The sequence below is a fragment of the Alicyclobacillus sp. SO9 genome (assembly GCF_016406125.1).
In the GTDB taxonomy this organism is placed as follows: Bacteria; Bacillota; Bacilli; order Alicyclobacillales; family Alicyclobacillaceae; genus SO9.
Map to the genome: position 1 here is coordinate 503,697 of NZ_CP066339.1, position 14,428 is coordinate 518,124.

Annotated in this window: 11 protein-coding genes; all 11 read left to right on the forward strand. The window is 48.3% G+C overall.

Annotation, left to right across the window (positions count from 1 at the left end; genetic code table 11):
- Window positions 1–661 precede the first annotated feature (661 nt).
- The 11 genes from GI364_RS02110 to GI364_RS02160 all read left to right on the forward strand — a co-directional run bounded on the left by GI364_RS02110 (window position 662) and on the right by GI364_RS02160 (window position 13,478).
- The gene (locus GI364_RS02110; protein ID WP_198852087.1) at window positions 662–1,330 is read left to right on the forward strand and encodes a Bax inhibitor-1/YccA family protein; all 669 of its coding nucleotides are present in this window, start codon (window positions 662–664) and stop codon (window positions 1,328–1,330) included.
- A 293-nt stretch (window positions 1,331–1,623) separates the two neighbouring features.
- On the forward strand, window positions 1,624–3,651 hold the full coding sequence (locus GI364_RS02115) for a S9 family peptidase (protein ID WP_198852088.1): 2,028 nt from the start codon (window positions 1,624–1,626) through the stop codon (window positions 3,649–3,651).
- A gap of 114 nt (window positions 3,652–3,765) precedes the next feature.
- Complete coding sequence (locus GI364_RS02120; RefSeq protein WP_198852089.1) at window positions 3,766–5,325, forward strand: S8/S53 family peptidase; 1,560 nt, start codon at window positions 3,766–3,768, stop codon at window positions 5,323–5,325.
- Window positions 5,326–5,617: 292 nt separating this feature from the next.
- Window positions 5,618–6,013 carry a DsrE/DsrF/DrsH-like family protein gene (locus GI364_RS02125; RefSeq protein WP_198852090.1) on the forward strand — a complete coding sequence of 132 codons (396 nt, stop codon included), beginning with the start codon at window positions 5,618–5,620 and terminating at the stop codon, window positions 6,011–6,013.
- 92 nt (window positions 6,014–6,105) lie between these two features.
- A complete protein-coding gene (locus GI364_RS02130; protein ID WP_198852091.1) occupies window positions 6,106–6,684 on the forward strand; it encodes a sulfurtransferase TusA family protein in 579 nt (192 codons plus the stop codon).
- A gap of 363 nt (window positions 6,685–7,047) precedes the next feature.
- A complete protein-coding gene (locus tag GI364_RS02135; protein ID WP_198852092.1) occupies window positions 7,048–7,833 on the forward strand; it encodes a sulfite exporter TauE/SafE family protein in 786 nt (261 codons plus the stop codon).
- A gap of 65 nt (window positions 7,834–7,898) precedes the next feature.
- Window positions 7,899–8,552 carry a TetR/AcrR family transcriptional regulator gene (locus tag GI364_RS02140; protein ID WP_198852093.1) on the forward strand — a complete coding sequence of 218 codons (654 nt, stop codon included), beginning with the start codon at window positions 7,899–7,901 and terminating at the stop codon, window positions 8,550–8,552.
- A gap of 430 nt (window positions 8,553–8,982) precedes the next feature.
- Window positions 8,983–10,125 (forward strand): acyl-CoA dehydrogenase, encoded by a 1,143-nt coding sequence (locus GI364_RS02145; protein ID WP_198852094.1) that lies wholly within the window; start codon window positions 8,983–8,985, stop codon window positions 10,123–10,125.
- A gap of 55 nt (window positions 10,126–10,180) precedes the next feature.
- On the forward strand, window positions 10,181–11,527 hold the full coding sequence (locus GI364_RS02150) for an acetyl-CoA carboxylase biotin carboxylase subunit (protein WP_198852095.1): 1,347 nt from the start codon (window positions 10,181–10,183) through the stop codon (window positions 11,525–11,527).
- A 186-nt stretch (window positions 11,528–11,713) separates the two neighbouring features.
- Window positions 11,714–11,926 carry an acetyl-CoA carboxylase biotin carboxyl carrier protein subunit gene (locus GI364_RS02155; protein ID WP_198852096.1) on the forward strand — a complete coding sequence of 71 codons (213 nt, stop codon included), beginning with the start codon at window positions 11,714–11,716 and terminating at the stop codon, window positions 11,924–11,926.
- 22 nt (window positions 11,927–11,948) lie between these two features.
- Window positions 11,949–13,478 carry an acyl-CoA carboxylase subunit beta gene (locus tag GI364_RS02160; protein ID WP_198852097.1) on the forward strand — a complete coding sequence of 510 codons (1,530 nt, stop codon included), beginning with the start codon at window positions 11,949–11,951 and terminating at the stop codon, window positions 13,476–13,478.
- The last annotated feature ends 950 nt before the right edge of the window (window positions 13,479–14,428 follow it).

The following is a 14,428-nucleotide window of genomic DNA, read 5'->3' on the forward strand; positions in this document are numbered from 1 at the left end:
TCGAGTCACTAATCGCCCGCCCCGCAGCCTCCGCCCCGCAGCCTCATCCGTGTCTAGGTGAATCAGTGCAAGTGGCATAAAGCAGAGAAAAATGAACAAAGGAAATGCAACGTAGTACCTCGTTCCGGTACAACACTACTCGAGCGAGGCACAGATACATATTCTGTCGGACTCAACTCCGTTTTGAACGAAAAAGGTTCGGGACCGCACGGCAGGCTGCGGTTGGCATCGTACGTCAGTCTGTTGTGGCAGCGCATTGCGGCAGTGTCCGCTGATGGTGACCGCTGATGGTGACCGCTGATGGTGACCGCTGATGGTATCGGAAGCGTCGGCTGTGGTATGATATACTCCGATGGGTATGAGTTTGTCTGCATGAGCATATAATATCTCTGCTCCCGTCTGCCGGGAGAGTCCGCCCAGCGGCAATCGCTTTTACATTTTGCGTCTCTCGTCAATACCTATAAGTATTCATGGATATATGTAAACATATGTAAAAATATGTGAACACATTAGGCCAGCTCATATTGTGCAGACGGAACACAGTCACAAGGTTAGTTTCGCAAATACTATGGCCCGTACGTTTGGTATTTTGAATGCGCTATTTCTAAACGCTTTTGATCCCTTTATAATATGGGTACAACGTATATAGGAGGTGGCACAAATGGAACGATTCTATGATGAACGACATCAAGCTGTTCGCAGTGGATATATGAGTAAAGTGTACGGATGGATGTTCCTGGCGCTTGTCATTACTGCACTTGTATCATTGGCAACTGTGCAGTCTGTAGTAATGAGTACAATCGCGGTGAGAGGTTTTTGGCTCTTCTTCCTGGCGGCTTTTGGGATTGTGTTTTTCTTGTCTGCTCGCATTACAAAGATGAGTTCTGGAACCGCGGTTCTGTGGTTCTTAATTTACTCAGCTATTAACGGCATCTGGATTACACCTATTGTCTTTCGCTATACCGGAGAGACGGTGGCATTGGCGTTCGCGGTTTCAGCCCTCTCCTTTGGAGTGATGAGTGTTTATGGTGCTGTCACCAAAACTGATTTAACACGTATCGGAAGTCTTGCTTTCTTTGGCTTGATAGGGATTATCATTGCGTCGTTGCTGAACATGCTGTTCCGTTCAAGCGGCTTTGAGTTTATCATTTCCTATCTGGGCGTCGCCATCTTTACCATCTTGACCGCATGGGACACACAGCGCATCAAAAACAATCCTGCGTATCAGCGTTACGCGATTATTGGTTCGCTTAGCCTGTACTTGGATTTCCTCAACATCTTCCTGTTCCTGCTGAATATTTTTGGCGGGGGCGGAGCCAGAAGAGGCTGATTGTTCGTTGTGAAATAGTTCACGGCCATGGCTGTGATCACGGTAGAACTGCCGAGGAACTCGTTTCGTGTTCGAGTGGACTCGGCAGTTTTTTATTAGATTCCAGACTGTACTTTCCGGACTGCGCTTTCTAGACTGCACTTTGCAGACCGCATCTTGCAGACTGTGTCTTGTTCTTTGACCTGTCTCTTTCCTTTTCCTGTGTGCTTGGGAACAAAGGAGATTTGTTTTAAGATAGAGCTAATGTCTTTCGAAACCTTGTTTGAAGCTGTGAGAAGGGTGATGGGAATTTTATGAATACTGTGACGACACGCACTCTGTTGGACCTAAAGTTCAGCTCAGATCCACAGATAGCTCCTGACGGAAAATCCTTTGTTTACGTTTTGACTGGGCTTAATGAAGAAGAAAATCGATACCAGAGCAGGGTACATAAGGTGTACTTCGAAACGTTTGAAGACTTTTGCTTTACGGCGGGATCAGGTGTTGAGGGAGTGGCACAAGACAAAAACCCTCTTTTTTCACCGGACGGTAAATGGCTTGCATTTCTGTCGGACCGGACGGGAAAATTTCAATTGTACGTGATGCCGTACACGGGAGGAGAACCGGTAAGAATAACGAATTTTAGAAAAGGTATTGGCAGCTATTCATGGGCACCGGACAGCCGTACACTGGTGTTTTCTGCGCGCGACTACCATGAAGGCACTAAGTCTGACGTGCGAACCGTTAAGACACTTCGATACTGGATGAACGGAACAGGATTCTATGGTGACGATGCACTCCACTTGTGGACCGTTTCAAGGAACGGGGACAATCTTACGCAAATAACGGATGGCCCTTTTGATGAGGATCAGCCGGTATTTTCTCCTGACGGCAGGAAGGTCGTCTTTGTATCCTGGAGGCACGAAAATCAAATTGAAATTATGCCGTCTATCTACTCGGTTGATACAACCGATAGAAAAGTAGAACTGATATACGAGGGGCTGGGGTATACGTTCGCGCCCGTCTTCTCACCCGATGGACAGAGCATTGCATTCTTCGGTCACCAACAGGGAGAAACCAGCGCAGCCAATAACCACGTATGGGTGGTTTCTGCCAAAGGCGGTGAGGCGGTAGACTTGACGCCCCAGTTTGAATTTGGCCAAGGCAATCACGTTGGCACAGATGCACGATATGACAGTGCACCGGAACAGCCAGTGTGGTCGACAGATGGCAGTTACATTTATTTCACAGCCACATCCGGAGGAAACTGCAATCTGTACAAAGTAAGCCTGGAAGGGAACATTTCACAGGTGAGCCCTGATGAGCCTGCTGTGATAAACTCGTTTGCTGCGCGCAACGAAACAATTGTTATGGCAAAAGAAACGCCGATTTGCCCAGCAGAAATGTATGCGCAAGAAGGTAGCTCCTCCAATGCCGTGACGACGCACAACGACGGTCTTCTTTCGGGATTGGATTTGTCGCATCCGGAGCGTTTGTCATGGCAAGCGAGCGACGGACTTCCCCTCGAAGGGTGGCTGTTAAAACCGCCGTCCTTTGAAGAAGACCAAAAACATGAAAAAGAGCAAAAGCATGACGAAATTCAAAAATACCCGATGGTCTTAGAGATTCACGGAGGCCCGCACACTTGCTACGGGAATACGTTTCATCATGAATTGCAACTTCTGGCTGCAAGCGGCTATCTGGTGCTGTACATGAATCCTCGGGGCAGCACGGGATATGGCGAGGACTTTGTGAAAGGTTGTATTGGCGATTGGGGCGGCAAGGATTATGAAGATATCATGTCTGGTGTCGATTTGGTTGAATCGAGGCCGTACGTAGATCGTACGAAAATGTTTGTCACCGGCGGAAGTTACGGCGGTTACATGACGAACTGGATTGTCGGACATGACAATCGCTTTTGTGCAGCAGTCACGCAGCGGTCCATTTGCAATTTATACAGTATGTACGGCACCAGCGATATCGGTTATTTCTTTAATTACAAAGAGCTTGGTGGTGCAGACTTATGGGAGCAGGAAGATTTCGTTATGGAACGTTCGCCAATCAGATATGTTCCCCAGGTTGAGACACCAACCAAAATTATTCATTCAAAAGAGGACCTGCGCTGCAGAATGGAGCAGGCCGAACAGTGGTATATCGCGTTGAAGCGGCGCGGAGTGGACACTGAATTGGTTCGATTTCCAGACGAAAACCATGAATTGTCCAGGTCTGGCAAGCCGGCTCACCGTATTGAACGTTTAGATCACATTATCAATTGGTTCGACCATTATCGATTTGGTACGACAGTGGATAAGACAGTGGATAAGACAGAGCAGCAAAAATGAGATACTTCTCATCACGAGACATGGGTACCACGAAGACGTGAGGGGTTAAAGGATGCTGTTATACGGGAAGAACTGTAATGACGGCATTTTGTGAAAGTGGATGGGAGAGCGGCAATGGACATATATCAGCCGAATGACCGGCGTCAATCGAAATTCGGGCAGGCTGTCGTTAGCATAGTATTGGTGATTTTGGCATGGGTGTTCTTTAACCTGTCGGCATGGGTGATGGGTTATGATTACTGGCACAATGGAATTGCAGGGGGTTCTGCACCGGGATCGGCGGGGTTACCTGTACTGTCAACACTCAAGCAATTGCAAAGCAAAGCTCCACAGACATTGACACCTGCGACATTCTCCAAACTGTTTCAGTTGTCGGCGGCACAGAAGGCTGGAAACGACGGAGCCGGAGAGACCATCTTGTTTTTGGAACAGAACACAAATTTTAGTCAGAACGCCTTTAACGATTTCTGTAAAACATTCGGATTGCCCAACGAGCAAATCAACCTCGTTGGCAAGAAGACAAAGATGAAGAAGAACGCTACTTTGGATGAAACCCTAATGGACGTCGAATGGGCCCATTCTGTAGCGCCGAAAGCAAAACTCGTAGTTTTGGGAGAATCCGGAAAGACGATTTCTCAAGTGGAAGCGATGATTAAGAAAGTTCATCCCAACGCCATTTCTGATTCCCATATCAGCTTTAATTTTCTGTTGAGAAATCCGTTCCTTGGTGATTCACAAGTGACCTTGGCTGATTGGGCCGCTCGCCATTATCCGTATTTTGTAAGTTCGGGTGACGGTGGCCAAAACGTGGCTCCGGTAGCGGTGGTACCAAATCTGGTTGTTGTCGGCGGCGTCTCATTGTCCGACTTCACAAAGAGCGAAATGAACACAGTCAATTACGGTCCGTGGTCCGGAGAAGGCTATGGTCGCGCGGTATTCGAAGCGACAAGCCCCCCATACCAAAACAAGGCGCTCCAGCACCAGTCTTGGTGGCGCCAGGTTCCAGATGTAGTGTGGCTTGCGGGCTATCCTGAAGTTGCTCTTCGAAGCGGCGGAGGATGGACGATTGGTGCCGGTACGAGCCTTGCAACGCCCATGTGGGCTGGTTTGTGGGTCCTGGCAGACGCTGCTCATGTCAGCAAGCAGCACTCCCACTTGCCTGTACATGCAAATCAGGTTTTATACCAAATTCACAACGCAGATGCGAAGGCATACCAACAAAACTTAAAGGTTAACGGCAACAAGGTGCAGTGGGGGCTTGGGATGCCCGTTCCAAGTCAGTTCGTCCAAGCTGCCAGCAACATTTCAGCAAAGAATGTACCACAGTGGACAGGTTGGTCCATGGCGGATGTGCCCGGTCGAATTGCCTACACGATTCTCGTGTTGTTTGCGTTAAATGTCGTGTGGCAAATTTTGGTCCTCGCCTGGAACAGCTTGCGGTCGAGAAGTACCTACGCTGGCAGGAACCATCGCGGTCATGCTTTAGCCACTTCGCTGCTGTCTGCTTCATCTGTAGGAATACTAGCAGTCATCGGGGGTGCGGCAGGTATGTTTGCACGTGACTTGTCTGCCCAGGGAGAATTGTGGATCAGAAATGGATTTGTTTTGAGCCTCGGCTTGTGTGTCTCGATTTTGGTGGTTGCTGCCGCACGTTACTTATCAAAAACTGATTAGGAGCAACAAACGGTATGACATGAGTCTCAATATCAGTCAGCCTGAGTCAGTTGTTGCCCTGTCCGGCATGAGTGTGTGTACATTCAACTCATTGTCAGACAGGGCTTCCTTTTTGAACAATACGTTCATTAAACCGCCTGGAGAACACACAAATGCACTATATATAAAAACAAATTATAAATAAAATTGAATTTATTCATTTTACATATATATAAACCAGGGGTATACTCCAAATCGTAGTCAGAGCAATGAATGCTCACAACAACAGAGTTTGACATGGAGGGAATACACAATGACACGACGTGTAGCAATCATTGCGTCCAATGGTGGGATGGAGACGGCATATAAGGTTTTAAACATCGCCACAACTGCTGCCGCGACCGATGCAGAAGTAGCCGTCTTCTTTACCTTTGACGGTCTCGAGATTATTCGAAAGGATGCACAAGACATCCTGTCTTTTGGACAGGGAAAGGAACACTACAAAGAGCGTTTTCAATCGTCAAATATTCCGCCCGTGGGTGAGATGCTTGAGCTTGCTTTGGAAAGCGACATAAAGCTGATAGCGTGCCAAATGACCATGGACGTCATGGGGCTTTCACGCAATCAATTTTTAGATGAAATCGAAGTAGGCGGTGCCATGAGTTTCCTGGATTTTGCATACGATGCGGACGTTTCCCTGACATTCTAGTTGAACTAGATTGTATTTTGATTGTATTTTACCTGACTCATTGGAGTCTGACAGGACTCGGTTTGCAGTTGAGAAGACGGAGGGAATTTTAGATGATTGAGTATGCTGTTGATAAAATAATAGATTGTGCGGGCATGTCCTGCCCAATGCCTGTTGTCAAGACGAAGAAGGCAATCCAGCAGATAAATCCAGGACAAGTGCTGGGGGTGATTGCAACTGATGCTGGTTCCGTGGCAGACGTCAAAAGCTGGGCTTCCAGAATGGGACATCATTTTCTAGGTACTGAAGAGAGAGAAGGAAAATACCATCATTACATTCGGCGGGCTCATGCAGACGGTGCAGAACCGGATACCAGATATGCCTTGACGATTTCAACAGAAGGGTTAATGGAACGGCTGAATGGACCGCAACATGATGAGAGTGTGGTTTTGGATGTACGAGAACCAGACGAATTTGAGTCAGGACACATTAAAGGTGCAATTTCAGTTCCTCTCGGTCAGTTGGAGTACAGGTTGCCTGAGCTAAAGCCTCTTCTCGACAAAGAACTGTTTGTCATTTGCAGGAGCGGAAGCAGAAGTGAATCAGCTTGTCACATTCTCACAAAACACGGGTTCACAAAAGCCGTAAATGTTTCTGACGGAATGAAGGACTGGCTTGGGCCGACAGAATAGAACGGCAACAGAACTGGCGGTAATAGAACGGTGGCAGCAGAGCAGCGGTCCATGAGTTTGAAGCAGAGGTGGAAACTCTGCTTCAAAACTCAGGTGATTAGGGATGGTTTCTCATCAAACTTATAATATTTATTTATAACTGTGATTATTAATATCAATTTCACAGATGTCAGTAGTCCGAGTATACTACGTACCGTACTCTTAGGCGTACTGTCTTCCAAAGTAAATAGCATCACCCTTGAGCAGCTCGTTTTGGATTTATCTGCGGAAAGTAAACCGTAATAACACCCAAGCGTTTTCTTGTTGCCAAAAACATACCCCCATAGGTATATGAGGTTACATCAGAGAAGGTGGTAGGGATATATGCATCTAAGTGACTTGCAAATGATACTGTCGGTTGTTTCTGGCGGAGTGGTCGGATTTACCCTGGGTTTGATTGGCGGAGGGGGTTCCATTTTGGCCGTTCCGCTCTTGCTGTACGTGGTAGGAATCCACGATGCTCACATAGTGATTGGGACAACGGCTCTTGCTGTCTCGGTCAATGCATTCATGAACTTGATTCCCCATTGGCGAGAAGGAAACGTTCGCTGGAAAGCAGCTGTGCTGTTTGCTATACCAGGAGCCATCGGTGCTTATGTAGGCTCTATTTTTGGGAAAATGGTGAACGACAACGCGATTCTATTTTTGTTTGCAATTTTAATGATTGTGATAGCTGTATTGATGCTTCGTCCCAAAAAACAATTGGATAATGAACAGCATGTGTTAGATATACAAGCAAAGAAAGTCATTCCTTCCGGGTTCTCAACGGGCGCGATTGCCGGATTCTTTGGTATCGGCGGAGGTTTTCTAATTGTTCCAGGACTTGTTTTTTCAACTGGGATGGGAATGATTGAAGCTATCGCGACCTCTTTGTTTTCAGTGGGAACGTTTGGGTTAACCACTGCAGTATCCTATGCGTTTTCCGGACTTGTAGATTGGCTTATTGTCATTTTATATATTGTGGGTGGTCTAATCGGCGGATTTTTTGGTGTAAAACTGGCAACGCGATTGGCTAATACAAAACGGTTGCTGCAAATTGTGTTTTCTACAGTTATCATTGTTGTTGCAATTTACATGCTATATAAGAATCTATCTTTCCTCCACCTGTAACAATTCTTGTCGCCCCCTGTTTCAAAGCCATATAATAGGATGCGTGGTGAAACGGGGGCAAAAATATGGCGGAACGCAATGTCAAGGAAAGAATCATCGAGACTGCTCTGCAGTTGTTTGAGCAGTATGGCTATCACGGCGTCGGTGTGAATAAAATAATTGAAGAAAGCGGGACTTCAAAGGGAGGCTTTTACCACAACTTCAAATCGAAAGACGAATTGTTGTACATCATTCACGACTCGTTCATTACGTACGCGTTGGACAAAGCTCAAGAGGCTTATGAAAAATGGGATACAGCGACGGAACGCCTGCACGAAATTTTAAAGTCCTTTGCAAGAGTTTTTCATCTGTATAAGCCGCATACAACTGTATTCTATCAGGAAAGTGTCTATCTGGTTCCAGAGTACTCCGAAGCTATAAAAAGGAAACGGCACGATTACATGGATATCCTCTTTCGTGTTGTCCAGGAAGGCGTTGACAGCGGTGAGTTTCGACGGAATCTTCCTGTACCGATTGTCTCCATGGCCATCTCCGGGATGATTAACTGGACCTATATGTGGTACCAAACAAGCGGGAAGTACAGTATTGACGAAATTGCTGACATTTACGCCGATCTCGTTTTCCACGCACTCCTGACAGACGATACCAAGCAAAATCCGGATTTTGCGGGATTCTTTCTGCCCGCGAAGCCTAACAACAGTGATGTGCATATGGATTAGTTTGCGGCTGTCCGGCACTACAGACAATCACAGAGCGATGAAGGCATAATAAAGGCAGCAAGTGACGGCACCGAGTCAAGGCAGGAAACAAAGGTAAGCAAGTGAAGGTAGGAAACAAAGGTAAGCAAGTGAAGGCAGGTTTGAAAAGCCTCTTGACGGGAATTTGATGCCCTTTATAATTAAGACTTAACAGTGTCTTTTGTTGTCATCCAAAACCGACCAGTCTGTACGGTTGCCGTCTTACCTTTTAGAATGCTCTGTGAAAGCGCTTTATGAGGAGATAAGGTATATTTACAACGTGCTTTGCAATATTGTCCACAACAGACCGACCAGTCTGTTCGTCCGGAATTTTTGTCGGACTGGGTTCTTACGCCTGCATTTACAGGAACCCTGCATGACGAGAAAGTCTACATTCAGAGGAGGAATTCATATGGATTTTGATTTGTCGCAAGAGCAACAAATGACGCGGGATATGGTGCGGGATTTTGCCCAAAAGGAGATTGCCCCAAAAGCAGCTGAAATTGATAAAACAGGAGAGTTCCCTCATGACACCTTTAAGAAAATGGGTGAACTCGGCATTTTAGGTATTCCCTTTGCCGAGGAATACGGCGGATCCGGAGGAGATACCATCTCTTACGCATTGGCTGTCGAAGAAGTAGGCAGAGCTTGCGGCAGTACAGGTCTTGGCTATGCAGCGGCCGTCTCTCTTGGAGCAAGCCCAATCTACTATTTTGGTACTGAGGAACAGAAGGAAAAGTTTCTCACACCGCTCGCATCCGGGGAAGCTTTGGGTGCATTCGGGTTGACGGAACCGACGGCTGGATCTGATGCAGGCGGTACTAAGACAAAAGCCGTTCTCGACGGTGATGAATATGTGATTAATGGCAGCAAGTGTTTCATCACGAATGCTTCCTATGCCAAAACAGTGATTGTCACTGCGGTGACGGGCCAGACAACATCCGGTAAGAACATTATTTCTGCCATTATTGTTCCCACAGATACACCGGGGTTTTCTGTCAGCAAAGAGTATGACAAACTCGGTTTGCGGGGTTCCAATACTGCTGAAATCGTACTTGAAGACGTCCGGGTCCCGAAGGAAAACCTGTTGGGTGATCCTCAAAAGGGCTTCAAACAATTCCTTTACACCCTTGACGGAGGCCGCATTTCCATCGGCGCTTTGTCTGTTGGTATTGCTCAGGCAGCTTTGGATGCATCATTAGCATATGCGAAGGAACGCAAGCAGTTTGGCCAATCCATCTCGAAGTTTCAAGCTATCCAGTTTAAACTGGCGGACATGGCGATGCATGTGGAATTGGCCCGGAACCAGGTTCTCAAAGCCGCTTGGTTGAAAGACAATCACCGTTCGTTTACAACCGAGTCGGCCATGGCAAAGTTGTATGCTTCGGAAATTGCGATGAGAGCAGCAGATCAAGCCATTCAGATTCACGGCGGCAACGGATACATGAAAGACTATCCTGTCGAGCGAATGATGCGGGATGCGAAGCTGATGGAAATTGGCGAAGGGACTTCTGAAGTACAGCGTATGGTCATTGCCCGTCAATTAGGCTGCTGATTACATCAGTACGGACAGGCGACAGAGTACTTATCATCTCAGGGGAGGGAGTACCTTGTTTACAAAAGTTTTGATTGCTAACCGCGGCGAAATTGCGGCGCGTGTTATCAGGACCTGTAAGAAATTGAACATACAAACGGTTGCAGTCTACTCTGAAGCTGATGCACAGGTCCCCCACGTAAAACAGGCTGACGAATCCTGTTTGCTTGGCGGGCCCCGAGTGAATGAGAGCTACTTAAATATGGATAAGTTGATTGAAATAGCAACGGAAACTGGGGCACAGGCCGTCCATCCCGGGTATGGACTTCTGTCTGAAAACGCTGAGTTTGCACGCCGGTGTACAGAAGCCGGTCTGGTATTTATCGGCCCGTCTCCCGCAGTCATTGCCCAGATGGGCAGCAAAATCCAAGCACGTAAGGCCATGGAAGAAGCAGGGGTTCCTGTTGTGCCGGGTGTGACCAAGGATCTGGCAAATGCGGAAGAGGCCAATGAGATCGCTGCAAGTATGGGCTATCCTGTCATGCTGAAAGCTTCCGCAGGAGGCGGCGGTATTGGAATGCAGGTGGTGTACGACGAATCAGGCCTTCGAAAGGCCTTCGAAAGCAATAAAAAGCGCGCTACAGATTTCTTTGGAGACGGAGCCATCTACCTCGAGAAGTATATCGAGAATCCCCGACACATCGAGATCCAGGTGCTGGCCGACAATCAAGGCAACACGGTCTACCTGTGGGAACGGGAGTGCTCTATTCAACGCAGGCATCAAAAAATCGTGGAAGAAGCCTTGTCGCCCTTTCTGGATGAACAGACGCGGCACAAGATGGGTGCAGTTGCTGTGAAAGCAGCCAAGGCACTCGGCTACAGCAACGCAGGAACCATTGAGTTTTTGGTTGATCCGGACAAGAACTTTTACTTCCTTGAAATGAACACACGGCTGCAAGTAGAGCATCCAGTAACGGAAGAAATTACAGGGCTCGATCTCGTCGAACAACAGCTCCTCGTCGCCTCCGGCGCATCTCTCTCCTTTACACAGGACCAGGTGCAGCGCCAGGGACACGCCATTGAAGTTCGCATCTACGCTGAGGACCCGACGACCTTCTTTCCCTCACCGGGCACCATCAGTGCTATGAAGGTACCAGAAGGGGACGGAATTCGGCATGAATTGGCCGTTCACAGCGGCTCTGTTGTGACGCCTTACTACGATCCGATGATTGGGAAACTGATTGTAACGGGTGAGACACGTGATGCCGCCATCGATAAGTTGCAATTCGCGCTGGAAGGGTATGAAATAGAGGGTATCAAGACAAACATCCCCGCCTTGCGGCAAGTTGCGAACCACCAGGCCTTCCGTGAGGGCGATACCACCACAGGGTTCGTAGCAAAATACTTACAAGGGAAATCGTAATAGAAGCGACTGACCAGGGTACAAAGCAATACGGAACAGAGAAATAGGGAACAGAGCAGTACGGAAGAGAGCAGTACGAAGAGGGCAGTACGAAGAGGGCAGTACGAAGAGGGCAGTACGAAGAGACGGCAGGTCAGGTAAGGCAGATCGCGAAGTTGAAGAAATTTTAAAACCGGAGGGATTTGAGTGGCACAAGTTACGGCAAGTATGGCAGGAAATGTATGGAAAGTTTTGGTGAAACCCGGTGACTCAGTAGAGGCCGATGCAGATATTGTGATTCTGGAATCCATGAAAATGGAGATTCCCATTACGACGGAGTCTTCAGGAACGGTTAAAGAAGTAAAGGTAAATGAAGGAGATTTTGTTAACGAAGGAGACGTATTGGCGGAAATAGAGTAGTTGATGAGTGGGGGGAGATTAAATGTCCATCGGGGAAGACTTTGAAGGTCGAGTTGAACAAATCAGGCGCGGAGGCGCTGAAAAATATCATCAGAAGAATGCAGAGCAGGGGAAGATGTTTGTCCGCGACAGGCTGGAGCAGTTGTTTGACGACAACTTTCAGCTTGAAGACGGCCTGTTTGCCAATTCCCAAGCGGAAGGACTCCCTGCGGACGGTGTGGTCACAGCGATAGGAAGAGTAAACGGACAAACGGTGTGTGTGATGGCGAATGATTCAACTGTAAAAGCGGGATCGTGGGGAAAACGCACAGTAGAAAAAATCATTCGAATTCAAGAGACGGCAGAAAAGTTGGAAGTGCCGCTTTTGTATCTGGTAGATTCAGCCGGGGCACGCATCACCGATCAAGTGGAAATGTTCCCAGGCCGCCGCGGCGCGGGCCGAATTTTTTACAACCAGGTGAAACTCTCAGGGAAAATACCGCAGGTGTGCTTGCTGTTTGGACCTTCTGCTGCCGGAGGGGCGTACATCCCAGCCTTCTGTGACATTGTCATTATGGTGGAGGGAAATGCTTCCATGTATCTGGGGTCGCCTCGGATGGCCGAAATGGTCATCGGCGAAAAAGTGACGCTGGAGGAGATGGGCGGCGCACGGATGCACTGCTCTGTTTCTGGGTGTGGTGATGTTCTGGCGAAAAACGAAGAGGAAGCTATAACCATGGCTCGCCAGTACTTGTCCTATTTTCCGGCCAACTATGCACAGCAACCTGTGCAAGCAGAGCCGAAAGAGCCGAAGCAGTTCGAAAAGACCATTGAGGATATTATTCCTGCCAACCAGAACGCACCGTTTAACATGCATGACTTGATTCAGCGAGTGATTGATGAGGACTCATTCTTTGAAGTCAAGAAACTGTTTGCCGGTGAATTGATTACAGGACTGGCCCGAATCGATGGGGAAGCAGTTGGAATTATTGCCAATCAGCCGCGGGTCAAAGGCGGCGTGTTGTTCCATGATACGGCAGACAAAGCTGCCAGGTTTATTACACTGTGTGATGCTTTTAACATTCCGCTGTTGTTCCTGGCGGACGTTCCGGGCTTCATGATTGGTACGAAGGTAGAACGTGCCGGCATTATCCGCCACGGCGCGAAAATGATTTCGGCCATGTCCGAGGCAACAGTACCGAAAATATCCATTATTGTCCGAAAAGCCTACGGCGCCGGCCTGTACGCCATGGCTGGTCCAGCATTTGAACCAGACTGCTGTCTGGCGCTGCCAAGTGCACAGATTGCTGTGATGGGTCCGGAAGCGGCTGTAAATGCTGTCTATGCAAACAAGATTGCGCAGCTATCTGGGGAAGAACGCAACGAGTTTATTCAAGCCAAGCGCGAAGAGTATAAGGAAGACATCGATATCTACCACCTCGCGTCAGAGATGGTCGTGGACGGAATTGTGAAGGGCAGTTCATTACGGGAAGAGCTCACAAATCGCTTTAAGGCGTACTCCAGCAAATACATGACCTTTTCGCATCGCAAGCACCCGGTCTATCCGGTCTAAGGCAAAAGGTAAAAGGTAAAAGGCAAAAGGTAAAAGGCAAAAGGTAAAAGGCAAAAGGTAAAAGGTAAAAGGTAAAAGGTAAAAGGTAAAAGGTAAAAGGTAATCGCCTAAGAGTAGGTTAATAGTCGTTAAAAAGCTGCCAGGTGTTCTGGCAGCTTTTTTGCGTCCGATGTCGATTTTCGTTAGCGAAGGAGACGAAGGCCATCGAGCGCCGCTTTCCCGGTACTAGCTGAGGCATCAGAGTTATCGGCGGGATCGTCGAGCAGAGTGGGTGGAGTCGTCTGCGCGGTGGCTGCGGGCGGCAGCGCCGTTGGTTAGTGATCCCGTTGATCCTTAACTCGCTACCCGCCACGTGATAGTGATCGAATCGATCACTATCACCAGCAGGCCCTCTGAAATAGTGATCCCTTTGCTCCCTAACAGCCACGCTCCACTCTGCCTCTCCCGACATTAGTGTCCATTTATGACACTAATGCCAGGGCCAGGTGGCATTAAGGATCCTTGGGATCACAATGGCATCGCCCCGCCGACAATAGGGATCTTTCGAGGCACTAACCAGCCTCACCGGCAGGCAGCAAAGCGCGGCAGATCAACGGGATCGAACGAAAAAACGAGCGGTAAACTGCCATTAGTTAACTGATATTGAATTTACACCTAATGACGAGCGAATCTGGCAGGCGCTGCGACGGACAGAGTGGGTGCAGCCCCCTGTGCCGCTGGCAGCCCGTTGGTTAGTGATCCTTTTGCTCCTTATCTCGATACCCGCCACAGGATAGTGATCGATCCGATCACTATCACCAGCAGGCCCTCTGAAATAGTGATCCCTTTGCTCCTTAACACCCACGCTCCACTCTGCCTCTCCCGGCATTAGTGTCCATTTATGACACTAATGCCAGGGGCCAGGTGGCATTAAGGATCATTGGGATCACAATGGCATCGCCCCTCGGGCA

Excerpts from the sequence above, each read along its gene's own strand:
- GI364_RS02120 (WP_198852089.1), top strand. The coding sequence starts at position 3,766 with ATGGACATATATCAGCCGAATGACCGGCGTCAATCGAAATTCGGGCAG.
- GI364_RS02140 (WP_198852093.1), top strand. The coding sequence starts at position 7,899 with ATGGCGGAACGCAATGTCAAGGAAAGAATCATCGAGACTGCTCTGCAG.
- GI364_RS02130 (WP_198852091.1), top strand. The coding sequence starts at position 6,106 with ATGATTGAGTATGCTGTTGATAAAATAATAGATTGTGCGGGCATGTCC.
- GI364_RS02125 (WP_198852090.1), top strand. The coding sequence starts at position 5,618 with ATGACACGACGTGTAGCAATCATTGCGTCCAATGGTGGGATGGAGACG.
- GI364_RS02115 (WP_198852088.1), top strand. The coding sequence starts at position 1,624 with ATGAATACTGTGACGACACGCACTCTGTTGGACCTAAAGTTCAGCTCA.
- GI364_RS02145 (WP_198852094.1), top strand. The coding sequence starts at position 8,983 with ATGGATTTTGATTTGTCGCAAGAGCAACAAATGACGCGGGATATGGTG.
- GI364_RS02135 (WP_198852092.1), top strand. The coding sequence starts at position 7,048 with ATGCATCTAAGTGACTTGCAAATGATACTGTCGGTTGTTTCTGGCGGA.
- GI364_RS02160 (WP_198852097.1), top strand. The coding sequence starts at position 11,949 with ATGTCCATCGGGGAAGACTTTGAAGGTCGAGTTGAACAAATCAGGCGC.
- GI364_RS02110 (WP_198852087.1), top strand. The coding sequence starts at position 662 with ATGGAACGATTCTATGATGAACGACATCAAGCTGTTCGCAGTGGATAT.